At 74.0% G+C, this 23,827-nt stretch carries 18 protein-coding genes; 10 read left to right on the top strand and 8 right to left on the bottom strand.

Annotated features, from left to right (window positions below; translation table 11 throughout):
* Positions 1–81 precede the first annotated feature (81 nt).
* Genes ACFVQ3_RS07240 through ACFVQ3_RS07230 form a run of 3 tightly spaced genes read left to right on the top strand, consistent with a single transcriptional unit; the run spans position 82 to position 4,582 of the window.
* Complete coding sequence (locus tag ACFVQ3_RS07240) at positions 82–582, top strand: YbjN domain-containing protein (protein ID WP_387636905.1); 501 nt, start codon at positions 82–84, stop codon at positions 580–582.
* Positions 579–2,528: an HSP90 family protein gene (locus ACFVQ3_RS07235; RefSeq protein WP_387636902.1), complete on the top strand. Its 1,950-nt coding sequence runs from the start codon at positions 579–581 to the stop codon at positions 2,526–2,528. Before ACFVQ3_RS07240 ends, ACFVQ3_RS07235 begins: the two co-directional genes overlap by 4 nt.
* Positions 2,525–4,582: a hypothetical protein gene (locus ACFVQ3_RS07230; protein WP_387636899.1), complete on the top strand. Its 2,058-nt coding sequence runs from the start codon at positions 2,525–2,527 to the stop codon at positions 4,580–4,582. The genes ACFVQ3_RS07235 and ACFVQ3_RS07230 overlap by 4 nt, the downstream gene beginning before the upstream one ends.
* A 94-nt stretch (positions 4,583–4,676) precedes the next feature.
* On the opposite strand, the gene ACFVQ3_RS07225 is transcribed toward ACFVQ3_RS07230, so the two are convergent.
* Positions 4,677–5,378, bottom strand: coding sequence for a DJ-1/PfpI family protein (locus ACFVQ3_RS07225; protein WP_387636897.1), 702 nt, complete (start codon positions 5,376–5,378; stop codon positions 4,677–4,679).
* The gene (locus ACFVQ3_RS07220; RefSeq protein WP_387636895.1) at positions 5,375–6,046 is read right to left on the bottom strand and encodes a hypothetical protein; all 672 of its coding nucleotides are present in this window, start codon (positions 6,044–6,046) and stop codon (positions 5,375–5,377) included. Before ACFVQ3_RS07220 ends, ACFVQ3_RS07225 begins: the two co-directional genes overlap by 4 nt.
* A 59-nt stretch (positions 6,047–6,105) precedes the next feature.
* Here ACFVQ3_RS07220 and ACFVQ3_RS07215 point away from each other — a divergent pair, with 59 nt between their 5' ends.
* Positions 6,106–6,756 carry a YbjN domain-containing protein gene (locus ACFVQ3_RS07215; protein ID WP_387636893.1) on the top strand — a complete coding sequence of 217 codons (651 nt, stop codon included), beginning with the start codon at positions 6,106–6,108 and terminating at the stop codon, positions 6,754–6,756.
* Positions 6,753–7,256: a YbjN domain-containing protein gene (locus ACFVQ3_RS07210; RefSeq protein ID WP_387636890.1), complete on the top strand. Its 504-nt coding sequence runs from the start codon at positions 6,753–6,755 to the stop codon at positions 7,254–7,256. The genes ACFVQ3_RS07215 and ACFVQ3_RS07210 overlap by 4 nt, the downstream gene beginning before the upstream one ends.
* 29 nt (positions 7,257–7,285) lie before the next feature.
* On the opposite strand, the gene miaB is transcribed toward ACFVQ3_RS07210, so the two are convergent.
* Entirely contained in the window at positions 7,286–8,989 is a 1,704-nt protein-coding gene (miaB, locus tag ACFVQ3_RS07205) for a tRNA (N6-isopentenyl adenosine(37)-C2)-methylthiotransferase MiaB (RefSeq protein WP_387636887.1), read from the bottom strand.
* Positions 8,990–9,126: 137 nt separating this feature from the next.
* On the opposite strand from miaB, the gene ACFVQ3_RS07200 reads away from it, so the two are divergent.
* The 4 genes from ACFVQ3_RS07200 (at position 9,127) to ACFVQ3_RS07185 (ending at position 12,754) form a co-directional block, all read left to right on the top strand.
* Entirely contained in the window at positions 9,127–9,960 is an 834-nt protein-coding gene (locus ACFVQ3_RS07200) for an amino acid ABC transporter ATP-binding protein (RefSeq protein ID WP_387636884.1), read from the top strand.
* 227 nt (positions 9,961–10,187) lie between these two features.
* The gene (locus tag ACFVQ3_RS07195) at positions 10,188–11,048 is read left to right on the top strand and encodes a glutamate ABC transporter substrate-binding protein (protein ID WP_387636881.1); all 861 of its coding nucleotides are present in this window, start codon (positions 10,188–10,190) and stop codon (positions 11,046–11,048) included.
* A 111-nt stretch (positions 11,049–11,159) separates the two neighbouring features.
* On the top strand, positions 11,160–11,849 hold the full coding sequence (locus tag ACFVQ3_RS07190) for an amino acid ABC transporter permease (protein ID WP_387636878.1): 690 nt from the start codon (positions 11,160–11,162) through the stop codon (positions 11,847–11,849).
* Positions 11,846–12,754 (top strand): amino acid ABC transporter permease, encoded by a 909-nt coding sequence (locus ACFVQ3_RS07185; protein ID WP_387636876.1) that lies wholly within the window; start codon positions 11,846–11,848, stop codon positions 12,752–12,754. The genes ACFVQ3_RS07190 and ACFVQ3_RS07185 overlap by 4 nt, the downstream gene beginning before the upstream one ends.
* Before the next feature lie 129 nt (positions 12,755–12,883).
* Here the strand turns inward: ACFVQ3_RS07185 and ACFVQ3_RS07180 are convergent, their stop codons facing one another.
* The 5 genes from ACFVQ3_RS07180 to ACFVQ3_RS07160 all read right to left on the bottom strand — a co-directional run bounded on the left by ACFVQ3_RS07180 (position 12,884) and on the right by ACFVQ3_RS07160 (position 18,630).
* On the bottom strand, positions 12,884–13,867 hold the full coding sequence (locus tag ACFVQ3_RS07180) for a regulatory protein RecX (RefSeq protein ID WP_387636873.1): 984 nt from the start codon (positions 13,865–13,867) through the stop codon (positions 12,884–12,886).
* A 23-nt stretch (positions 13,868–13,890) separates the two neighbouring features.
* Positions 13,891–14,979: a recombinase RecA gene (gene recA / locus ACFVQ3_RS07175; RefSeq protein WP_377677748.1), complete on the bottom strand. Its 1,089-nt coding sequence runs from the start codon at positions 14,977–14,979 to the stop codon at positions 13,891–13,893.
* A 280-nt stretch (positions 14,980–15,259) separates the two neighbouring features.
* Complete coding sequence (locus ACFVQ3_RS07170; RefSeq protein WP_387636870.1) at positions 15,260–16,135, bottom strand: MBL fold metallo-hydrolase; 876 nt, start codon at positions 16,133–16,135, stop codon at positions 15,260–15,262.
* Positions 16,132–18,306 carry an alkaline phosphatase family protein gene (locus tag ACFVQ3_RS07165; RefSeq protein WP_387636868.1) on the bottom strand — a complete coding sequence of 725 codons (2,175 nt, stop codon included), beginning with the start codon at positions 18,304–18,306 and terminating at the stop codon, positions 16,132–16,134. Before ACFVQ3_RS07165 ends, ACFVQ3_RS07170 begins: the two co-directional genes overlap by 4 nt.
* Before the next feature lie 90 nt (positions 18,307–18,396).
* Positions 18,397–18,630, bottom strand: a complete 234-nt coding sequence (locus tag ACFVQ3_RS07160; RefSeq protein ID WP_387636865.1) for a DUF3046 domain-containing protein — start codon at positions 18,628–18,630, stop codon at positions 18,397–18,399.
* A gap of 120 nt (positions 18,631–18,750) precedes the next feature.
* On the opposite strand from ACFVQ3_RS07160, the gene ACFVQ3_RS07155 reads away from it, so the two are divergent.
* On the top strand, positions 18,751–23,802 hold the full coding sequence (locus tag ACFVQ3_RS07155; RefSeq protein WP_387636862.1) for a DEAD/DEAH box helicase: 5,052 nt from the start codon (positions 18,751–18,753) through the stop codon (positions 23,800–23,802).
* The last annotated feature ends 25 nt before the right edge of the window (positions 23,803–23,827 follow it).

Below are 23,827 nucleotides of genomic sequence, written 5' to 3'. Positions count from 1 at the left end.
GGTGGGTGGACAGGGGCAGGTGCCCGCCCGCACGGCCTTCGCCGCCGCACCGCAGCGGCCACCGACGACGAGGAACGAGACATGAGCTACTTCACCAAGCCCGGCGACCTGGACCGCACCCCCAACGCACCGCTCTCGCGCGACCGGGTCGAGGCCTTCCTGGCGGGCAAGGGCTGGAACTACGGGATCGACGACGACGGCGACCTCGGCGGTGGCTGGGACGGGAACGTCTTCTACTTCTTCGTCCAGGGCGCGAAGCAGGAGATCCTGCAGGTCCGCGGGCGCTGGCACCGCACGCTGCCCGCCGAGGAGCACGTGGGACTCGTCATGCTCGCCAACGACTTCAACCAGCGCAAGGTGTGGCCCAAGGTCTTCTGCCGGGTCGAGGGCGAACGGGTCGCGGTCTACACCGAGGTCGCGACCGACCTGGAGTTCGGCGTCGCGGACGACCAGCTCGGCCAGCTCGTCGAGTGCGGCCTGTACTCGGGGCTGCAGTTCTTCGAGCAGCTCGACGAGCGGTTCCCCGACCCCGACGCCGACACCTCCGAGGCGAACACCTTCGTCGAGGACCGGCCGCTTTGACGAGCACGTTCCAGGTCGACCTGCACGGCGTCGTCGACCTGCTCGCCCGTCACCTGTACTCGAGCCCGCGCGTGTACCTGCGCGAGCTCCTGCAGAACGGCGTGGACGCCATCACCGCGCGCCGGGAGCTCGACGGGGACGACGTCCCCGCCTCGATCCGGCTGCGTCCCCTGCCCGACGGGTCGCTCGAGGTCGCGGACACGGGCGTGGGCCTGACGCTCGCCGAGGCGGCCGAGCTGCTCGCGACGATCGGTCGCAGCTCCAAGCGCGACGTCGAGCTCGGCACGGGCCGCGAGGAGTTCCTGGGCCAGTTCGGCATCGGGCTGCTGTCCGCGTTCATGGTCGCCGACGAGATCGAGCTCACGTCCCGCTCGGCGCGCACCCTGCCCGACGGCGCAGCTCCCGCCCCGGTGCGCTGGCGCGGGTTCGCGGACGGCAGCTACGAGCTGACGGAGGTCCCGGACGAGGACCCCGCGGTCCCCGCCGAGCCCGGCAGCGTCGTCCGCCTGCGTCCGCGCCGCGACATGGAGCACTGGCTCGCCCCGGAGAGCGTCACGGCGCTCGCGCAGGACTTCGGGTCGCTGCTTCCCGTCGACCTCCAGGTCGAGGTCCGGCTCGACCTGGCCGACGGTGCCGACCGTGCCGGCGGAGCCGGGGCGGGCGACGCCGCCGGGACCGCTGGGGACGCACCGGCGTCGGGCGATGCCTCGCCCACGGTCTGGCGCCGGCTCAGCGGCACGGACCTCCCGTGGAAGGAGCGCCACGCGACGCCCGCCGAGCGCGACGCGGCCCTGACGCGGTACGCCGAGCAGACGCTCGGCTTCACGCCGCTGGCACGCATCGACCTCGACCTCCCGCTCGCAGGCCTGACGGGCGTCGCGTACGTGCTGCCCGCGGCGGTCTCCCCCACGACGCCCTCGAGCCACCGCGTGTACCTCAAGCGCATGCTCCTGGGGACCCGGGTGGACGACCTCCTGCCGCCGTGGGCGTTCTTCGTCCGCTGCGTCCTGGACGCCTCCGCGCTGCGCCCCACCGCGTCGCGCGAGGGACTGTACGAGGACGAGGTGCTGCTCGCCACGCGCGAGGCCCTCGGCGCCCAGGTCCGGGCGTGGGCGCTCGCCACCCTGGCCGAGAGCTCGCCCACGAGCCGCGCGTTCCTGCGCGTGCACCATCTTGCCGTGCGGGCGCTCGCCCTCCAGGACGACGACATGCTCGACCTCGCGGCCCGGGTCCTGCCGTTCGAGACCACCGAGGGGACGGGCACGCTCACGGACCTCGCGGCGACCCTGCCGGAAGGGGCCCGCCTGCTGTGGACCCCGAGCGTCGAGGAGTTCCGGCGGGTCGCACCCGTCGCCGCGGCCCAGGGGCTCGGCCTCGTCAACGGCGGGTACGTCTACGACGCGGACCTGCTCGAGCGCATCTCCCGGCGCTTCCCGCAGTGGCGCCTGGCCCCCGTGACGTCGGACGACGTCTCCCAGGCGCTCCTGGAGGTCGACCCGCTGCGCGAGCTCGAGGTCGCCGACGCCGTCCGGGCCGTGCACGACGCGCTCGCACCGCAGGACTGCGAGGCGATCGTGCGTGCCTTCGAGCCCGCGGCGCTGCCCGCGATGCTCCTGCACGACCGCGACGGCGACCACCAGCGCGAGGCCCGGGCCACGGCCGACGCGACGGACGACGTCTGGGGCCAGGTGCTGGCCGAGCTCTCGGGTCCCGCCCGGTCGCGGCAGCTCGTCCTCAACGACACGAACGAGACCGTCCGCTCGCTCCTCGCGACGACGGACCCGCAGGTCCTGGAGGCCGGCGCCCAGTCCCTGTACGTGACCGCCCTGCTGCTGTCCGGCCGGCCCCTGCGGGCCTCCGAGGCCACCCTCATGAACGGCTCGCTCGGCGTGCTGCTCGACCGCGCGCTGCGCCCCGGCACGACACCCCTGGAGGAGAACCGATGACCCGAACGGTCCACGAGGCCAACGAAGCACTGTTCCACGTCCGCGAGATGCCGTACGGCATCGCCCGGAGCACCGCGGCGGAGGCAGAGCTCGGACGGATCACGACCGACGGCCCCGTCGAGGCCAGGGCGTACGCGCTGTTCGTCATGGTCGAGTCGTACGTGTGGGGCAACGAGGTCACCAAGGCCTACCTGCCCTTCACCCAGCTCCTGCGGTGGTGGGACGAGCACCCGGAGCACTTCGACGAGCAGGACACGCACTCGCTGTTCTGGTCGTTCAAGTGGATGGTCGGCAACCTCATGGACTTCCCCGCCGTCCCGGCCGCACAGATCGAGCGGACTCTCGACGACATGGAGCGCCGGTACGCCGTCGCGGGCAACGGCATGAACGCCGTGACCATGTCTCGCTTCCAGTGGGCCCGCGAGCGGGGGACGCAGGACGCGGAGACGGCGTACGAGGCCTGGGTCGCGACACCCCGGGACGACTTCTCGCAGTGCGAGGCGTGCGAACCGGGCGACCGCGCCGCCTACCTGTTCGACGCCGGGCGCGTGGACGAGGGCATCCGTCTCCTGGAGCAGGTGCTCGCGGGCTCCCCCGAGTGCGCGACCGAGCCGGGCGACATGCTCTCCCGGCTCCAGCTCGCATACCTCGAGACGGGGGACGCCGACAAGGCGGCGGCCACCCACCGACGAGGACTGCGGCACCTCGACAACGGGGTCTCGATGGAGGGGCCGCAGGGCCGCCACATCGAGTTCCTCGCGCGGACGGGCAACGTCGAGCGCGCACTGACCCGGATCGTGGAGCACCAGGACAACCTGGTGACCGCGGACTCCCCCCGCGACCGCTGGGCGTTCCTCCTCAGCGTCGGGACGGCGACGTCGCTGCTCGTGGCGGAGCACGGTGAGCGTCCGGTCGCGCTGCGCGAGGTCCCGGCGTCCACGGTCGCCGAGCTCGACGCCTGGGTGCACGCCGAGGCGCGCGAGATCGCCGCGGCCTTCGACGCCCGCAACGGCACCGGCGCGACGGCGCAGCGCACCGAGGCGGTGTGGGCGACCACCCCGACGCTCCTGCCCGTGAGCCTGAGCGTGCTCGGGGCGACGGGCACCGACGAGCCCGTGCCGGCGGGACCGTCCTCCCCGGCCCAGGCAGGGACCGCACCGACCCCTATGCCGACGGGCGGACCCGCCGACATCTCGGCCCTCGTCGCGGACACCAGCTCCGCGCCCGCGATCGACGGCGCGCAGGACGACGGCGCGCAGGCCGACGGCGCGGCGACGCTCCTGGCCCTCGCGGAGGACCTCAGCACCGACGATCCTGCCGGGGCCGCCGGCCTCTACCAGCGGGCCGCCGCGTCGTTCGAGGCCAGGGGTGCGCTCGATCTGGCGGGCTTCGCCCTGGCCGAGGCCGCGCAGCTCGCGGCGACCGAGCAGGACGTCGAGGGCGCCCTCGCGGCCTTCCCTCGTGCCGTGGCGCTCCTGCGGGCCGGCGGCGTGGTTCCGGCGTTCCGGGGCCCGGTCGTGCGGGCGTACGCACGGCTCACCGCGCAGGCAGGTGCCGCGAGGACAGGGCTCGCTGCCGTCGACAAGGTTCTGGCGGAGGCGGGTGGCACCGTCGTCGAGGGCACCACGGGCCCGGGGGGCGTCACCGAGGTCACCACCGGCGCCGGCCCCGCCGAGGGGTCGGTCTCCGCGGCGGAGGAGGAACGGACGGCCCGTGAGCGCCGCGAGCTCCTCGACACGCGCGCCCGGCTCCTGGCCGCGCTCGGCGAGCACGAGCACGCGTCCTCGGCCGCCGAGGCCGTCGCCGAGGAGTACGCCCGTGCGGGGGACCTGAGCGGTGCCGCGCACGCGTTCTGGCTGGCCGGGACCACGCGCGCCGTCGCGGGCGACCTCGGGAGCGCGGCCCTCGCGCTCGAGTCGGCGCTCGACGGGTTCCGGCTCGCCCACGACCAGGCCTCCCGTGCGCTCGTGGGCAACGAGCTCGTCGGCGTCCTGCGCCGCCTGGGCCGCGACGACGAGGCCGGTCAGGTGGCGGAGTCGGTGAGCCGCCGCTGACCTGCGCGGCACCGGTGTGCCGACCGGTCCGGACCTCCCCGGCCGGTCGGCACACCGGTGCATCCCGCGGGCAGTCCTGCCCGCGGCGCCCCGATCACGTCGCCGCGGTCGGTGCCGCGGCGAGTCGGCGCGCCCCGGCCGCCTGCACGCGTCCCCATCGCGCGTCGCGCACCGCGGACCGGATAGCGGCGACCTCTGCGGGATCGGCCGTCGCGGGCGAGCCCGCGTCGAACGGCGGACGGGGGTCGTACTCGAGCATGAGCTGCAGCCGTCGGGCCACGGCGTCGCCGTGGACACGGGCCGCCAGGACGAGGGCGAAGTCGATGCCCGAGGTCACCCCGGCTCCCGTGACACGGTTGCGGTCGACGACGACCCGCTCGGCGACCGGGACGGCCCCGAGCTCGGCGAGCAGCGGCAAGGACGCCCAGTGGGTCGTTGCCCGGTAGCCGTCGAGCAGGCCCGCCGCGGCCAGCAGGAACGCCCCGGTGCAGACCGAGGTCACCCACCGCGCGCCGGCCGCCTGCCGCCGCAGGAAGGCGAGCACGTCCTCGTCCCCCAGCAGGTCGAACGTCCCGTCCCCGCCGGGCACGAAGAGCACGTCGGCCGGGGGTGCGTCCGCGAGCGTGGTGGTCGGGACGATCGACCACCCGCAGTCCGTGGCGACCGGGTCGGTGTCACGCCAGGCCAGGTCCACGCGCGCACCGGGAAGGCGCGCGAAGACCTGGGCGGGCCCCGTCAGGTCGAGCTGGGTGCAGCCGGGGAAGAGCAGGGCGACGACGCGCAGCGGTGAGGTCACCGGGGCACGGTAGCAACCGGGCCGTCCGCAGGGACGCCGAATCTCACGACCTCGTAGAGACGCTCCTCGTACTCGCCCGTCGCGTGCCGGGCATCGCGCGCCCAGGCCTCGCGGAGCTCCCCGAGCACGGTGTCCTCGACCGTGCCGCCTGCCGCACGCGCACCCGCGGCCGTGCCGCCTGCCGCGCCCTCGACCGCGCGGTGAGCGGCGCCGTCGGGCTGCGGGGGCCGTGCCCCCGTGACGACGACCAGTCCCGTCCCCGGCTCCGCCAGGACGCCTCGTACCAGGGCGACCCCGGTCCCCGGGACGCTCCCGGTCCCCAGCTCGACGACCTCGACCGGGCCCTCCCAGCCCGCCGCGTCGAGGGCGAGGAGAGCGACCGACGCGGGGACGCCCGCGACGGGCAGGCCCGGGGCAGAGGCTCGCGGTACCCAGCCCCACCAGCGCGGGTCGACCCCGGCCGCCTCCAGCCCCGGGCGCATCTCGCCCCGTCGGTCGCCCGCCGTGCGCGCCCCGCAGTCCAGGACGACGACGCGCCGCGCGTCTCGCACGAGCTCTCGGAGCGCGTCGAGGACCTGGGCGCGGGACTCTGCGAGGACCTCGGCGCCGCCCGCGACGCCCGGGACGAGCAGTGGGGTACCGGGCAGGGCGACGGCGCGAACGATCACGCGCGCCACGCTACCCCGCGAGCAGGACGATCCCCAGCGGGCGCAGGTAGGGTGGGCACATGAGGTTCTTCGGCGGCAGACGGGGACACCAGGCAGGACGAGACGACTCGGGCGACCAGGGCAGGAAGGACGCTCCCGACGAGCACGCCTGGGACGAGGCCGACGGGCCCTCGGGCGCCGGCAGCCCGCTCGACGACGCGGCACTGCACGCCTCGGTCGAGAGTCTCCTGCTCCGCGAGCTCGGCGGCACCATGATCGCCGACGTCGAGCACGACAAGATCCCCACGCCCCTGCACCGCGCCCGCGTCCTGGAGTGGATCGCCGACGCCGGGTACAGCTACTTCATCGACGCCGAGGGCGACGTGGGCGGGCTGTGGCACGGGCGGCTGTTCTACTTCCTGCTGTTCGGCTCCCACCACGAGATCCTGCAGGTGCGCGGTCAATGGAACCGGGACATCACCATCGAGCGCCTCGAGGAGATCCTCGAGTTCTGCAACGAGTGGAACGCGGACCGCATCTGGCCCAAGGCCTACACGCGCGTGCGGGACAACGGCATGGTCCACGTGTTCACCGAGGTCACGGTCGACCTCGAGCACGGCGTGAACGACGACCAGCTCGACCAGCTCCTGCAGTGCGGCCTCTCGACGGGCTCGATGTTCTTCGACGCCCTCGACGAGTTCTACCCGGACCCTGCGAGGTCGGCGCCGTGAGCCCCGCCCCCCGGACGAGCTGGCTCGCGCGCCTGTTCGGCAACCACCGGCCCAAGCCCGTCGAGGACGTCCCCGTCGACGTCGAGGTTCCCTCGCCGCTGTCGACCCGCCGCGTCGGCGACTACCTCGCGCGGCGCGGCTACCACTTCCGCATCGACGACGACGGCGACGTCACGGGCACGTGGGACGGGAACCGGTTCTGGTTCCTTCTCCTGGGCGACCACGAGGAGATCCTCCAGGTCCGCGGCCGCTGGTCGACGACCGTTCCCGTGGCGGCCCGGCTCGCGCTCCTGCAGACCGTCAACGACTGGAACCGCGAGCGCATCTGGCCCAAGGTCTACGTCCGTGAGGAGAGCCAGGGTCTCGCCGTGTACGCCGAGGTCTCGGTCGACCTCGAGCAGGGCGCGACCGACGACCAGCTCGGGCAGATCGTCTCGTGCGGGCTGGGCACCGCGGTGCAGCTCTTCAGCACGATCGGCGGCCAGCTCCCGCCCACCTGAGCCCGTCCCGCTGCCGGGCCACCGCGGCCTCAGGGGCGGCGCAGGCTCGGCAGGCCGAGGCTCACGGGGCCGCCCGCCGCGGGTGCGCCGTGCGAGTGACCGTGGTCGTCGCCACCACCGAGGCGCGTCTTCTCGCGCGCCACCCAGGCATCGCCTGAGCGCGTGCGACGTACCGCGTAGGCGCCGCCGGCGAGCACGGAGTCCGCGACGAGGTGGTACGGCGCGGAACGCGTGACCTCGACCGTGACCATGTCGCCGGGGCGGGGCAGCCGCGCGTCCAGGTCGTCGGCGAGGCGCGGGTCGTCGGCCGTGACGTCGGCGTCGGCGCGTCCGGCCATCAGGGCGACGACGTCGTCCGGCACCGCGAGGTGCACCAGACGGTTGTCGGCGGCGCGGCCCGTCAGGCGGTGCGTCGCACCGTCCTTGCGGCCCGAGCCCACGGTCACGAGGACCTCGACCGTGCGGCCGACCTGCCGGGCCGACTCCTCGGCGCTGACCCGGTCCTGGAGCGCCTGGAGACGCTCGTAGCGCTCCTGGACGACCTCCTTGGGCAGCTGGTCCGGGAGCGTGGCCGCAGGGGTGCCCGGGCGCTGCGAGTACTGGAAGGTGAAGGCCGAGGAGAAGCGCGAGGCCTCGACGACCCGCAAGGTCTCGGCGAAGTCCTCCTCGGTCTCCCCGGGGAAGCCCACGATGAGGTCCGTGGTGATCGACGCGTCGGGCATGGCTGCCCGCACCCGGTCGAGGATCCCGAGGAACTTCTCGGAGCGGTAGGACCGGCGCATGGCCCGCAGGATGCGGTCGGACCCTGCCTGGAGCGGCATGTGGAGCTGGGGCATCACGTTGGGCGTCTCGGCCATGGCGGCGATCACGTCGTCCGTGAAGGCGGCCGGGTGCGGGGACGTGAAGCGCACGCGCTCGAGCCCCTCGATCTCGCCGCACGCACGCAGGAGCTTGGCGAACGCACCACGGTCGCCGAACTCGACACCGTAGCTGTTGACGTTCTGCCCGAGCAGGGTCACCTCGATCGCGCCCTGGTCGACGAGCGCCTGGACCTCGGCCAGGACCTGGCCCGGGCGCCGGTCGCGCTCCTTGCCGCGCAGGTGCGGCACGATGCAGAACGTGCACGTGTTGTTGCAGCCGACGCTGATCGACACCCAGCCCGCGTACACGGACTCGCGCTTGGTCGGCAAGGTCGACGGGAAGACCTGGAGCGACTCGGCGATCTCGACCTGCGCGGCCTCGTTGTGCCGCGCGCGCTCCAGGAGCACGGGCAGCGCGTCGAGGTTGTGCGTGCCGAACACGACGTCGACCCACGGGGCCTTCTCGACGATGCCCGACCGGTCCTTCTGCGCGAGGCAACCCCCCACCGCGATCTGCATGCCGGGTCGCCTGGCCTTGAGCGACGCGAGCTGACCCAGGTTGCCGTACAGGCGGGTGGCGGCGTTCTCGCGGACCGCGCACGTGTTGATGACGACGACGTCGGCGCGGTGCGCGGCCTCGTCGGCGGCCTCCGCACGGGTGTAGCCGGCCTCCTCGAGCATGCCAGCCATGTGCTCGGAGTCGTGGACGTTCATCTGGCACCCGAGGGTACGGACCATGTAGGTCCGCTGCGCCGCCGCCGGCGAGCCCCCGGCGGGGACCGCGGTCGCGGCGACCCCCGGCGGGTCGACCACGGGCGCGTCGGCGGGACCCGCGAGGGGGCTGTCTTCGGGGCGGAGGGCGGTGGAGAACATCACCGTCAAGGGTACGGCGCGCCGGGCGCCGGACCGAAACGCTCTTTCGCCACCAGCCGGGCATCTGTTGCCCGTCCGTTGCCGAACTGTTGCCGGAAACGGTGGCGTGCGCAACAAAACCCCCTTAGGTTCATGAAATGGACGCGCAACCGACCACCCCGAGCGACGCTCCCGACGCGTCGCCCACCACACCCTCGCCACCACCCGACGCGCCCTCGCGTGACGACGAGCTCGGGCCTCCGCTCGTCGAGCTCCACGGCGTCAACAAGCACTTCGGAGACCTCCACGTCCTGCAGGACATCGACCTCACGGTCCGCCGGGGCGAGGTGCTCGTCGTGATCGGCCCCTCGGGCTCGGGGAAGTCCACGCTGTGCCGTGCCATCAACCGGCTCGAGACCATCGACATCGGCACGATCGTGATCGACGGCCAGCCCCTGCCGGAGGAGGGCAAGGAGCTCGCGAAGCTCCGTGCCGACGTCGGCATGGTGTTCCAGTCGTTCAACCTCTTCGCCCACAAGACGATCCTCGACAACGTGACGCTCGGGCCCGTCAAGGTCCGTCGGACGAGGTCCGCGGACGCCAAGAAGGAGGCCCTGGCCCTGCTCGACCGGGTCGGGATCGGGAACCAGGCCGACAAGATGCCTGCCCAGCTCTCGGGCGGGCAGCAGCAGCGCGTGGCCATCGCCCGAGCCCTGGCCATGCACCCCAAGGTCATGCTCTTCGACGAACCGACCTCGGCGCTCGACCCCGAGATGATCAACGAGGTCCTGGACGTCATGGTCGCCCTCGCCAAGGAAGGCATGACCATGATCGTCGTGACCCACGAGATGGGCTTCGCCCGCAAGGCGGCCCACCGCGTGGTGTTCATGGCCGACGGCCAGATCGTCGAGGAGGCACCACCCGAGGAGTTCTTCACGAACCCCAAGAGCCACCGCGCCCAGGACTTCCTGTCCAAGATCCTCACCCACTGACACCCTCGCGGACGCACAGGCGCGTCCGCCCCGGCCCACCTCACCACCCGGTCTCGCGACCACCAGCAGTCCCCACAGCACAAGGCACGCCCCACGGTCCCCGGGCTCACCGACGAGCCCGGCCCACCTGTAGCAACCGAACAGCTCGACCGGCAACGACCGCCGGGCGCAGCGGGTGACCACCAGGACTCCCGTGACGGCTCGGCACCGACGAAGGGGAAGACACCATGCGCACACGCACCCGTACCGGAGGGCTCGTCGCTCTCGCCGCGACCGCCGCACTCGCCCTGAGCGCGTGCGGAGGCAGCGACGACGGCGGCGGCTCGACCGACGGCTCGTCCGCGAGCGCCGGCGGAGAGAAGATCACGATCGGCATCAAGTTCGACCAGCCCGGCCTCGGCTTCAAGGAGGGCGACACCTACACCGGGTTCGACACCGACGTCGCCCGGTACGTCGCCGAGAAGCTCGGCTACTCCGAGGACCAGATCGAGTGGAAGGAAGCTCCCTCGGCCCAGCGCGAGACGCTGCTGAGCACCGACCAGGTCGACATGATCTTCGCGACCTACTCGATCACCGACAAGCGCAAGGAGACCGTCGCGTTCGCCGGTCCGTACTTCGTCGCCGGGCAGGACCTGCTCGTCGCGGAGGACAACACCGACATCAAGGGGCCCGAGGACCTCGAGGGCAAGAACCTCTGCTCGGTCACGGGCTCGACATCGGCGCAGCGCATCAAGGACGAGTACGCCGCGGGCGTGAACCTCCTCGAGCAGCCGGGCTACGCCGAGTGCGTGACCGCCCTGCTCTCAGGCCAGGTCGACGCGGTCACCACGGACGACATCATCCTGGCCGGCCTCGCGGCGCAGCCCGCGAACAAGGGCAAGGTCAAGGTCGTCGGGGCGCCGTTCTCGACCGAGCGCTACGGCGTCGGGATCCCGCAGAGCAGCGACAGGTGCGAGGACATCAACGCCGCGATCACCGAGATGATCGACGACGGCTCGTGGGAGGAAGCGATCACGAGCGCGACCGAGGGCACCGGGTACACCCCGAACGCCTCGGAGAACCCGCCCACGCCGGACGCCTGCGCCTGACAGGTCCGCTGCCGGGCCGGGCTCGCGCCACAGGCGCGGGTCCGGCCCGGCAACCGTCCCTGTCCAGTCCCGTGCGGCGTCCGCGCCGCACCTCGCGAAGGGTGACCCGTAGTGGGTGACTACCTCTCTCAGTTCCTGCGACTCTTCGAGTCCTACGACGTCCTGGGCGCGTTCTGGGTCAACATCCAGCTCACGTTCTGGGCGGCGATCCTCGCGCTGGTCATCGGCACGGTGCTCGCGCTCATGCGGATCTCCCCGATCCCGAGCCTGCAGTGGGCAGGTGCCACGTACGTCACGCTGTTCCGCAACACGCCGCTGACGATCATCATGGTGTTCCTGACCCTGGGTGTCTGGGGGCAGCTCAAGATCCAGCTCGCCGACGACTTCCCGTCGAACTTCTTCCGCTTCGCCGTGGTCGGCCTGGCGGTGTACCACGCGGCGTTCGTGTGCGAGGCGATCCGCTCGGGGGTCAACACCGTGCCGATCGGTCAGGCCGAGGCCGCGCGTGCGATCGGCCTGTCGTTCCTGCCCGCCGCGCGGATCATCATCCTGCCGCAGGCGTTCCGCGGGTCGGTCGCCCCGCTCGGCAACGTCCTCATCGCCCTCATCAAGAACTCAACCGTGGCCGCCGCGGCCGGTGTCGCGACGGAGACCTCCAGCCTCATGAAGACCATGATCGAGTTCGACTCCGACGTCATCATCGCGATCTTCCTGACGTTCGCGATCGGCTACGTCATCCTCGTGATCCCGGTGGGCCTCGCGACGACGGCGCTGTCCCGCCGCCTGGCGGTGAAGCGATGAGCGCGCAGCAGCAGACGGTCCTGTTCGACGCACCGGGTCCCCGGGGGCGCCGGACCATCGTGGTCGGCAACGTCGTGGGCGCGGTCGTGGTGGCGGGGATCGCCGCCTACGCGCTGGTCCTGCTGGGTCGTGAGGGGCAGCTGGCCGCCGAGAAGTGGCAGCCGATCTTCACGGCCGACGCGTGGGAGAACTTCTACCTGCCCGGCCTCGTCGACACCCTGCGCGCCGCGGGCGTGGCGATCGTGGGGGCGATCGTGTTCGGCCTGCTGTTCGGTGTCGGGCGGCTCTCGTCGGTCCGGCTTGTCCGTTGGCTCTCAGGGCTGGTCGTCGAGTTCTTCCGGGCCGTCCCCGTGCTGCTCATGATGATCTTCTTCTGGCTGTTCCTGGCCCAGCTCAAGGTGCCCGACGCCCCGTTCTGGGCGGTCGTGATCGCCCTGATCCTCTACAACGGGTCGGTGGTCGCGGAGCTGGTCCGTTCGGGCGTGTACGGGCTGCCCAAGGGGCAGCACGAGGCGGCTCTCGCGGTCGGTCTGACGCGGGGCCAGTCGCTCCGGTCGGTCGAGGTGCCGCAGGCGCTCATCGCGATGCTGCCCGCTCTCGTGTCGCAGCTCGTCGTCGTCCTCAAGGACACCGCGCTGGGCTACATCATCACGTACACCGAGCTGCTCCAGGAGTCGCGCCGCCTGGGGTCGGCGTACGGCAACATCCTCCAGTCGCTGCTCGTCGCGGCGATCTTGTTCATCACGATCAACTACGTCCTGTCGAAGGTCGCCGAGATCCTCGCGCGCCGCCTCAAGGGGCGGACCGCAGGGCCGGTCCGGGCGGCCACTCCGGGCCTCGCGGTCGGGGCACGTGGTGCGGCCCCTGTGGGCACGGCCCCCGTCGTCCCGCCGGCACCGAAGTAGGCGCCCGCGACGGCACGAGCGTGACGCGGCCGTCCCGGTCCACCACGGACCGGGACGGCCGTCTCGTGCCGCAGCGTGCCCCGTACGGGTGCATCGCTCGAGCGGACGGCCCGACGGCGCCGCTCGCCCTCAGAGGTCGTCGAGCCCGCCGAAGGGCTCGTCGTCGTCGGGCGGCTCCCCCTCGCGGGCCAGCTCCTCGCGGACCAGGGTGAGCGCGAGGGACGGGCTGTAGCCCTTGCGCGCGAGCATCCCGACGATGCGCCGGGTACGGACCTCGCGGTCGAGCCCGGTCGTGCGGGCGAGGCGCCGCTGGACCAGGTCACGGGCGGCCTCGGCCTCGTCGTCCTCGTCGACCTGGTCGAGGGCCTCGGTCGCGGTGTCGTCGTCGATGCCCTTGCGCCGCAGCTCCTGGGCGATGGCTCGGCGCGAGAGCCCGCGCTCGCCGTGCCGGGTGCGGACGAGCATCCCGGCGTACTCGGCGTCGTCGACGAGGCCGACCTCCTCGAAGCGTTCGAGGATCGGTTCGAGGACCTCGGGGGGGTACCCCTTGCGCGTCATGGCGTCCATGAGCTGGCGCCTGCTCTTGGGGGCTGCGGTCAGGGTCCGCAGGATCGCCTCGCGTGCGTGCTCGGTGAGCTCGGCGCCGGCGAGCGCCCCCGACTCGACGCGGTCGGCGACCGTGGGGCGGGGCGTGCGTTCCTTGCGCTCCCCCGAGTACTCCTTGCGGCGCGACCCACCGGCGCCCCGCTTCGAGGACGTCGAGCCGAACCCGCCGTTCAGCCCGCTGCTGCCGAACCCGGACGAGCTGCGCTGCCCGAACCCTCCACGACCCGACGAACCGCTCCCGTCGCGCGACCGTGAGGCCCCGCGCGCGAACGACGAGCTCCCCCCGGTGGCACGCCCTGCGGCGGCACCGGGCGCCGGGCGGGCAGCCCCTCCGGTCCTGGAGGCGCTCCTCGCGCCGGACGTACCAGCGGTTCCGGACCTGCCACCGGTTCCGGACGCGCTACCCGCGTCGGACCTGCCACCGGCTCCGGACGTGCCGCCCGTGCCGGAAGCACCGGCGGGCGCGTCCCCCTCCTCACCGGGAAGGGGACGCGCCCACTCGGGCATGCGGTCCAGCGGGTCGTCGACGATCAGAGGACGGCCTTCTTGCCCTTACCGGCGGGGGCCGCCACGGGGGCGACCGGCTCGGCGACCGCTGCGGGGTCCGCGGGCGCGTCGACCTTGGCCCCCACGCCGAGCTTCTCCTTGATGCGCTTCTCGAGCTCGTTGGCGAGGTCCGGGTTGTCGCGCAGGAACGAGCGCGCGTTCTCCTTGCCCTGGCCGAGCTGGTCGCCGCCGTAGGTGAACCAGGACCCGGACTTGCGCACGAAGCCGTGCTCGACGCCCATGTCGATCAGACCACCCTCGCGGGAGATGCCGACGCCGTACAGGATGTCGAACTCGGCCTGCTTGAAGGGCGGTGCCATCTTGTTCTTGACCACCTTGACGCGCGTGCGGTTGCCGACCGCGTCGGTACCCTCCTTGAGCGTCTCGATGCGGCGGATGTCCAGGCGGACCGACGCGTAGAACTTCAGGGCCTTGCCACCGGTCGTGGTCTCGGGCGTGCCGAAGAACACGCCGATCTTCTCGCGGAGCTGGTTGATGAAGATCGCGGTGGTGCCGGACTGGCTCAGGGCACCCGTGAGCTTGCGCAGCGCCTGAGACATGAGGCGGGCCTGGAGACCGACGTGGCTGTCGCCCATCTCGCCCTCGATCTCGGCCTTGGGCACGAGGGCCGCGACCGAGTCGATGACGATGATGTCGATCGCGCCCGAGCGGATCAGCATGTCCGTGATCTCGAGGGCCTGCTCGCCGGTGTCCGGCTGCGAGACGAGCAGCGCGTCGGTGTCGACGCCCAGCTTCTTCGCGTACTCGGGGTCCAGCGCGTGCTCGGCGTCGATGAACGCCGCGATGCCGCCCGCTCGCTGCGCGCTCGCGACGGCGTGCAGGGCGACGGTCGTCTTGCCGCTGGACTCGGGGCCGTAGATCTCCACGACGCGGCCTCGCGGGAGCCCGCCGATGCCGAGCGCGATGTCCAGGGCGATGGACCCCGTGGGGATGACCTCGATGGGCGCACGCCCCTCCTCGCCGAGGCGCATCACCGAGCCCTTGCCGAAGTTGCGGTCGATCTGGGCGAGGGCGGCTTCGAGCGCCTTCTCGCGGTCTGCGGGTGCGGGCATGTCGGTCACCTTTGCGTGCGGGGCACGGAACCGTGCCGAGAGTGTGTTCAGGAAGCCTGTGTCGTGTCCCGACGGTACGTGCCGCCACTGACACTCGCCGTCCCCCTGGTCCTGCCTGTGGACGACGGACGGTCAGCTCGTGCTGTGCACAACTCTACCCGAACACCTGTTCGAGAGAACCCTCACGGCGCGGCGTGTCGCCGGCACCCCTCCCTGCCCTCGCCGCCCCGTCCTCGGCGGCGCCGTCGGCCGGGCCCGGCCCACCCCGGGAACCCGCCCCCTACCCCTCCCACGACTCCCCCGGTCGCAGCACGACCGCCCGCGTCCCGGGCGCCCACCGGTGCACCGCCGCGGCGAACGCCGCCCCCGCGTGGTCCATCCACCCGCGCGGCAGGTTCTGCCCGCCCGGCGTGTGCAGCGTGCCCCAGTGCACCGGGATCGCGACCTGCACCCCGACGGTCGCGCACACGCGCGCGGCCTCGACCGGCCCCAGGTGACCGCCCGAGAGCCGTGGCCCCCAGCCCGCCACGGGGACGAGCGCGACGTCGACCGGCCCGCCCGCGAGCGCCGGCAGGTGGGCCATGCCCGGGTAGGCCTCGGTGTCCCCCACCGCCCACAGCGTCCAGCGGTCCGTCTGCACCAGGTGCCCCACGGCGGCGTTGGGCCGGTGCGGCATGGGCCGGTGCCCGTGCACCGCGGGCGTGAGGTGCACGCGGACGTGCGCTCCGACGTCGTGCCAGGCCCCGTGCCCGCTCCCCTCGGAGGCGGGCGGCGGGACGCGCGGGCGGCCCGGCACGGGGCCCGCGAGCGGCCTGTCGTCGTGCTCGGGTCCCGCGCCGAGGCCGACGCCGGGGCGCCCCTTCGCGCGCAGCCAGCGCGCGTTCGCGGGCGCCGTGAGGACCGGGGCGTCGCCCAGGAGACGGAGCGAGCCGAGCTCGGCGTGGTCGTGGTGAAGGTGCGAGAGCAGCACCGCGTCGGCGCCGCGCCACGCCTCGGCGGGCCGCACGCCGCGTCGCCGCAGCAGCCCGGCATGACGCCTGAGCAGGGGGTCGGTCACGATGCGCACGTCCCCGTCCGGGGTCTCGACGTCGAGCACGACCGTCGAGTGCCCGAGCCATGTCACCCGCAGCCCCGGCGCCGCCCGTCCCCCGCTCACGTCCGCACCCCCAGCTCCCGCAGCCATCCGACGAGCTCGCCGTGCACGGCCTCGGCACCCACGAGCATGCGGGTCCCGCCCACGTCCTCGCGCGCACCGTCCGACACCCGCAGGCCCGCGGGGTGCAGCAGCACGGCCTCGTTCTGGGCGCCGCCCAGACCGCCGTGCGAACCCACAAGGCCCTCGAACGCGTGGACCAGCCCCGCGTCGTCGACGCTCGAGACCAGCAGCAGGTCCCCCGCGTGCTCGAGCGAGGCCGCCCGCAGGAGGTCGGGCGCGGCCCGCGGCCCGTACGGGACGAGCGGGTCCCGCCCGTGGACCTCGCCCGTGACCAGGTGGCGGCTGCCCGCCGGGCCGTACGCGACGACGTCGGGCACCTCGCCCTGCACGGGCCCGCTCTCCTGCACGACGACGACCCCCACAGCCGGGTTCGCGACCAGGCCCGGCACGAGCGCGGGCCAGCGCGCCCGGATCTCGTCGCCCACGAGCCGCACCGGTGAGCGCGGGAACCACACGAGGCCCAGGTTCCCCGAGCCGACGACCGCGACCTCGGGCAGGTCGCCCGTGCCCGCGTCCCCGGGCTCCCGGTCGGGACCGACCACGACGCGACCGCCCCTCGCGTCCTGCGCACCACCGCGCCCGAACGCGTTGAGCGCGGTGTTGACCGCGCCCCACGCCTCGGAGTCCGCCCCCGCGGGCGACCGCACCCCGGACGCCCGACGGCGCCGCTCGCCCGAGGCGGGCGCGACCGCCATGAGGCGGCGCACCTCGTCGAGGAACGAACGACCCACGACCTGCTCGAACGTCGCACCGAGCGACTGGCCGTGGTCCGACAGCACGACGATCTCGTAGCGGCGCGGCGCGACCTGGGCCACCTGCTCCCACAGCCCCACGACCCGGTCGAGGCCCTCGAGCGCCCGCATCGCCTCGGGGCGCAACGGCCCCGCGTGGTGCGCGATCTCGTCGTAGTCCACGAGGTCCACGAACACCACGGGCGCCCCGCGCACGAGCTGCTCCGCGACGAGCGACGTGCTGAGATCGCGCAGCACCACGTTCGAGACCGCCCGCAGGACCGGGTAGGCGCCCAGGCGCGAGACCCGCGGCACGACGTCCCGCACGGCCTGCTGCCACCCCTGGTAGAGCTCCTTGAAGAACTCCCCCACGGTCGCCACCAGCGCCCGCACCAGGACGAACGGGCTCGAGAAGAAGTGCACGAAGAGCTGCCCCGGCCCCAGCCCCGCACCCGCCCGGCTCATGACGAGCAGGTTCGTCGAGGCGTCGCCCGAGAACATCGTCGAGACCGCGACCCCGCCGTCCGCGAGCAGACCGCGCCCGTCGCTCGTGAGGGCCTCGACCTGCGCGGCGTCGGCCGGACGGTTCGTCACGACCAGTCGCCCCTGCGCGCGGTCCCACCAGCGGAACGCCGGCACGTGCTCGCTCGTGCCGTGCAGGAGGCCGGCCTGGCTCGCGGGCGTGGTCGACGGGACGCGCGCCCACCACGTCTCGAGGTCGTGCGTGCCCTCGCTGATCCAGCGCGCGAGGTTCGGCGCCAGCCCCGCCTGGACGGCATGGTCGAACGTCGAGCGGGCGACACCGTCCAGCTGGACGACCAGGAGGCCCGCGGGACGGGTCCCGGGGGCGGTGGTCGGCGAGCCGTCCGAGGGGCCGGGCGTGCCGGGTGGGCCCCCGGCACGGCCGCCCGCCCCGCCCGACGCCGACCGCGCGGCCCGGCGGGCAGCCGCGCGCTGCGCCCGGCGGGCACGTCGCAGCAGGTGGTCGATCACGTACTCGTTGTCGCTCGCACCGATCGCCCAGCGACCGATCGCCATGAAGAACGCCGCCAGGACGAGCACCGCCACGACGCTGCCCCAGTCGTCGGTCTCGAAGCCCGGCAGGTACGTGAGCGCGAGCCACGCCACGAGCACCTGACCCGCGAGCCCCGAGACCAGGGCCCCGACGACCCCCGCACGCCCGGCGACCACTCGCCACAACGGCCGCAGGACCGCGTCACCGACCCCCACCACGAACGCCGCGAGAAACACCGACCACCACGACGTGATCCGCACCCCGGGGACGATCCAGATCGCGAGCGCCAGGCCCGCCGTCGTCGACACGAGCGACCAGAGGGCTCCCGTCAGGTCGTGCACGGAGAACGGGAGACGGTGCCACATGGGTGCCATGATGCCGCGCGGGCAGACCTGCCGCGCGGGCGGCGCCTGACGGTGCTCGGCAGCACACCTCCCCACCCCAGCGGTGAACCCCTAGCGAGCGGGCGGCGCCTGACGGTGCTTGTCGGTACCCCAGCGCTGCGAGTCCGGCACCTCCAGCGCGTCGCACAGCGCGTGCCACACGTGCCGGGGCTCGACGCCGTCCTCGAGCGCCTGGACCGCGGTGCGGTCGCCCAGCGCGTTCAGCACCTGGTCCCGGGTCAGGGCGCGACCGTAGGCCGATCCGAAGACCTCGTCCACCAGCTGCCAGAACTCTCGATACCGCACGGGGACAGCCTGCCACGTCCCCGGGGATCCCTCGTCATCCCGGTGCCTCGCCGCACGGCGCGAGACGGGGTGGCCCCCGGGCAGGGAGCGGTTGTGGGTGCCAGAGACCACAATGGCGAGGTGACGTCCCCCGATCCTCTCGCCGGCTTCAGCGCTCCGACCCGCGCCTGGTTCGAGGGCGCCTTCGAGCGTCCGACGGCCGCGCAGGCGGGCGCGTGGCAGGCGATCGGGAGCGACCGGCACGCGCTCGTCGTCGCACCGACGGGCTCGGGCAAGACCCTCGCGGCCTTCCTCTGGTCGCTCGACAGGCTGCTGAGCCCGGGCAGCGCTCCCGAGGGGACGGGCGCTCCCGACGACCCCGCGCACCGCTGCAAGATCCTCTACGTCTCCCCGCTCAAGGCCCTGGCCGCGGACGTCGAGCGCAACCTGCGCTCCCCGCTCGCCGGCATCCGGCAGGCTGCGGTGCGGCTCGGCACCACGGTCCCGGACGTCGTGGTCGGCACCCGCACGGGTGACACTCCTGCGAGCGAGCGTCGCCGCTTCGGGACCGCTCCCCCGGACATCCTCATCACGACGCCCGAGTCGCTGTTCCTCGTCCTGACGTCCCAGGCACGCGCGGGTCTGGCCGGCGTGCAGACCGTCATCGTCGACGAGATCCATGCCGTGGCGGGGACCAAGCGTGGTGCGCACCTCGCGGTCTCGCTCGAACGTCTCGACGTGCTGCTCCCCGTGCCCGCGCAGCGCGTGGGCCTCTCGGCGACGGTCCGCCCGGTCGAGGCCGTCGCGACGTTCCTCGCCGGGCACCGCCGGCCGCAGGACCAGGGGCGGGAGGTCGTCGTCGTGCAGCCGCCGTCCGAGAAGAAGATCGAGGTCGACATCGTCGTCCCCGTCCCGGACCTCGCCGACCTGCGCAGCGCGCCGGGTCCCGGCGGGAGCTCCGGGCCGGACGGCCTCCCTCCCCTGCCCGACGGCGAGCCCGACCTCTCGGGTCCCGCGACGGCCCGCCCCCCGCGCCCGTCGGTGTGGCCTCACGTCGAGGAGCGCGTGGTCGACCTCGTCGCCGAGCACCGCTCGACCCTCGTCTTCACCAACTCCCGGCGCGGGGCCGAGCGCCTCACGGCGCGCATGAACGAGGTCTGGGCCGAGCGCCAGGGCGAGGACGTCCCCGACGTCGGGACGCTCCAGCCCGCCCAGGTGCTGGCCCAGTCGGGGGCCAGCGCGGGCACGGACCCCGTGATCGCTCGCGCACACCACGGTTCCATGAGCCGTGCCGAGCGCACCCGCACCGAGACCGAGCTCAAGGACGGGCGGCTGCCCGCGGTCGTCGCGACGTCCTCGCTCGAGCTGGGCATCGACATGGGCGCGGTGGACCTCGTGGTCCAGGTCGGGGCGCCGCCGTCGGTCGCGAGCGGGCTCCAGCGCATCGGGCGCGCGGGGCACCAGGTGGGCGCGGTGTCGCACGGCGTCGTGTTCCCGACCTTCCGGGGCGACCTGGTGCCCTCGGCCGTGATCGCGGACCGTATGCGGACCGGTCAGATCGAGCACCTGCACGTGCTGTCCAACCCGCTCGACGTGCTCGCGCAGCAGGTCGTCGCGATGGTCGCGCTCGACGACTGGACCGTCGCGGAGCTCGCGGCCCTCGTGCGACGCAGCGCACCGTACGGGGCGCTGGGCGACGCGACGCTGCACGCCGTGCTGGACATGCTCGCGGGCCGCTACCCGAGCGAGGACTTCGGCGAGCTGCGCGCGCGGATCGTGTGGGACCGGACGTCGGGGACCCTCAGCGGGCGACCCGGAGCGCTGCGGCTGGCGGTCACGAGCGGCGGGACCATCCCCGACCGGGGCCTGTACGGGGTCTTCCTCGCGACGGACCCCTCCACGACCGCAGGCCCCGAGGACACGGCCGGGGTGCTCGGCGACGCGCCGGGGGGCGCCGCGACGGGGTCACGCGCCCGGGGCGGGCGGCGCGTGGGCGAGCTCGACGAGGAGATGGTCTACGAGTCGCGGGTCGGCGACACGTTCACGCTCGGGTCGAGCACGTGGCGCATCGAGGACATCACCCCCGACCGCGTGCTCGTGACCCCGGCCCCAGGCGCCCCGGGGCGCCTGCCGTTCTGGAAGGGCGACTCGCCGGGCCGACCGGCCGAGCTCGGCCGGGCCGTGGGCGCCTGGGTCCGGGAGCTCGAGACCCTCGCCGCGTCCGGCGGCCCGCTCGCGGAGCGGCTGCGCGACGCGGGCCTCGACGCCTGGGCGACCGACAACCTCATGGCCTACCTCGGCGACCAGCGCGAGGCCACCGGTCGTGTGCCCGACGACCGGACCGTCGTCGTCGAGCGCTTCCGCGACGAGCTGGGCGACTGGCGGGTCGTCATCCACTCGCCCTACGGCGCCAAGGTCCACGCGCCGTGGGCGCTCGTCCTGGGCGCCCGGCTGCGCGACCGCTACGGCCTGGACGCCGCGGCCATGCACTCGGACGACGGGATCGTGCTGCGCCTGCCGGACCTGGGCGACGGCGGCTGGGGCGACGAGCCCGGCGGCGCGGCCGGGCCGGGGGCGGCCGGGTCGCCCGGCGTGACGGCCGAGGACCTGCTGCTCGCCCCGGAGGAGGTCCTCGACGAGGTCCGGGCCGAGCTGGGCGGCTCGATCATGTTCGCGGCGCGCTTCCGGGAGGCCGCCGCCCGGGCCCTGCTCCTCCCCCGGCGCCGCCCCGACAAGCGGCAGCCGTTGTGGCAGCAGCGCCAGCGCTCAGCACAGCTCCTGTCGGTCGCGAGCGAGTACCCCGAGTTCCCGATCGTCCTGGAGGCAGCGCGCGAGTGCCTCCAGGACGACTTCGACGTCGCAGCGCTGACCGACCTCATGCGGGACCTGGCCGCGGGCCGGGTCCGGCTCGTCGACGTCACGACCCCGACCCCGTCCCCCTTCGCGCAGTCGCTGCTGTTCGGGTACACGGCCCAGTTCCTGTACGACGGCGACGCGCCCCTCGCGGAGCGGCGCGCGGCCGCGCTGTCCCTCGACCCGACGCTGCTCGCCGAGCTGCTCGGCACCGAGGGCGGGGCGTCGCAGCTCGCCGACCTGCTGGACCCCGGGTCGGTCGAGCGCACCGAGGCCGAGCTCGGCGCCCTGGTGCCGACCCGCCAGACCCGCCACGCGGAGGACGTGTGGGACCTGCTGCGCCGGCTGGGCCCGCTGCCCGCCGCGGAGGTGGCCCGGCGCACGCGCGAGGACGTGCGTGACGAGGCGCCCGCGTGGCTCACCGCGCTGGAGGGGGCACGCCGGGTGATCCAGGTGCGTCTGGCCGGGGTGCCCGACGACGTCGCGCAGCAGTGGGCAGTGGTCGAGGACGCCGGGCGGCTCCGGGACGCCCTCGGTGTCGCCCTGCCCACGGGGATCCCCGAGGTGTTCACCGAACCCGTCCCCGACCCGCTGGGCGACCTCGTGCGGCGCCACGCCCGCACGCACGGCCCCTTCTCGGCGCACGAGGTCGCGGCCCGGTTCGGGATCGGGGTGGCCGTGGCCACCGGGGTGCTGCGACGGCTCGAGGCCGCGCGCGTGCTCGTGTGCGGGCGGCTGCGCCCCGAGTCGCTCGGCGGGACGGGCGAGGAGTGGTGCGACGCCGAGGTCCTGCGGACCCTGCGGCGTCGGTCGCTCGCCGCGCTGCGGGCCGAGGTCGAGCCCGTCGCCCCCGAGGCCCTCGGGGTCTTCCTGCCGCGCTGGCACGGCATCGGCACGCTGCGTGGCACGGACGGGCTCCTGCGAGTCGTCGAGCAGCTCTCGGGAGCCGCGGTCCCCGCCTCGGCCCTCGAGACGCTCGTGCTGCCCTCGCGCGTGACCGACTACTCGCCCGCGCTGCTCGACGAGCTGACGACCACGGGCGAGGTCCTGTGGTGCGGCCACTCGTCGCTGCCCGGGGGCAAGGACGGGCTCGTGAGCCTGCACCTGGCCGACGCCGCTCCCCTCACGCTCCCCGACGCGAGCCCGCTCGAGGAGGACGGCCCGCTCGACAGCGACCTGCACCGCGCCGTCGTGGACCTGCTGACCGGCTCGGGCGGCTTCTTCCTGCCGCGCATCGCCGAGCTCGCGGGCGCGTCCCAGGCGGCGACGCTCGAGGCGCTGTGGGACCTCGTGTGGGCGGGCTGGGTCACGAACGACGGCCTGGGTGCCCTGCGCAGCCGACTCGGTCCGGGGGGCGGGGCGCACCGCGCCCCCCGCGCTCCCGTCCGAGCTCGTCCGCTGGCGCGGGGACGCTTCGCCTCGCTCGGCGCGGGCGCGTCCGCGTCGGCACGGGGCGAGAGCGACCTGCGCGGCGGCTCCGGGCGGTGGTCGGCGCTGCCCGCCCGCGAGCTCGACCCCACGCGCCGCACGCACGCCCTCACCAGGGTGCTGCTCGACCGCCACGGCGTGCTGACCCGGGGAGCGGCCCCGTCCGAGGGCGTCACGAACTACTTCCGCGGCGTCTACCGCGTCCTGTCGGAGCTCGAGTCCACGGGCACGGTCCGGCGGGGGTACTTCGTCGAGCACCTCGGCGGTTCGCAGTTCGCGCTGCCGGGAGCGGTCGACCAGCTCCGCACGGACGCCCAGGACCGAGAGCACGCCGAGGAGTCGCCGGGACGCCGCGAGCTCGGCGCGCTGCTGCTCGCCGCGACCGACCCGGCCAACCCCTACGGTGCGGCCCTGCCGTGGCCCGAGCCGCGGGTGCCGCGCGAGCCCGGCGGCGGGTCTCCGATCGGGATCGCGTCGCCCGCCTCGGAGAGGGGGTCAGCGACGGCCGACGCCGTGACCGGTGCCTCGCGCGCGTCGTCCGCGACCGCACTCATGACCGCCCAGGCGGTCACCGCCCGCCCCGTGGCCCGCGCGACGCACCGTCCGGGGCGCAAGGTGGGCTCCGTCGTCGTCCTCGTGGGCGGGGACCTGGTGCTGTACGTCGAGCGCGGCGGCCGGTCGCTGATCTCGTTCGGTGACGACTCGCCGTCCGCCGTCCGCCGCCTCGCGACGGCGTGCGCCGAGCTCGCGCGTGCCTCGCGGGCCGGTCTGCTCGGCAGGATGGTGATCGGGCGGATCGACGGGATCGACGCCCTGGCGGGTGCGGGCAGCACCGCGTCGCGCGCGTTCGGCGTCACGGCCGCACTCATGGAGGCCGGTTTCCGGCCCACCCCGCGAGGCCTGCGCGCATGAGGCCGCTGGCGGTCGACACCCAGCG

The organism is Oerskovia sp. NPDC057915 (assembly GCF_042887685.1).
In the GTDB taxonomy this organism is placed as follows: Bacteria; Actinomycetota; Actinomycetes; order Actinomycetales; family Cellulomonadaceae; genus Oerskovia.
Note: the sequence above shows the minus strand (reverse complement) of the source record. Positions and strands in the feature narration are given on the sequence as shown.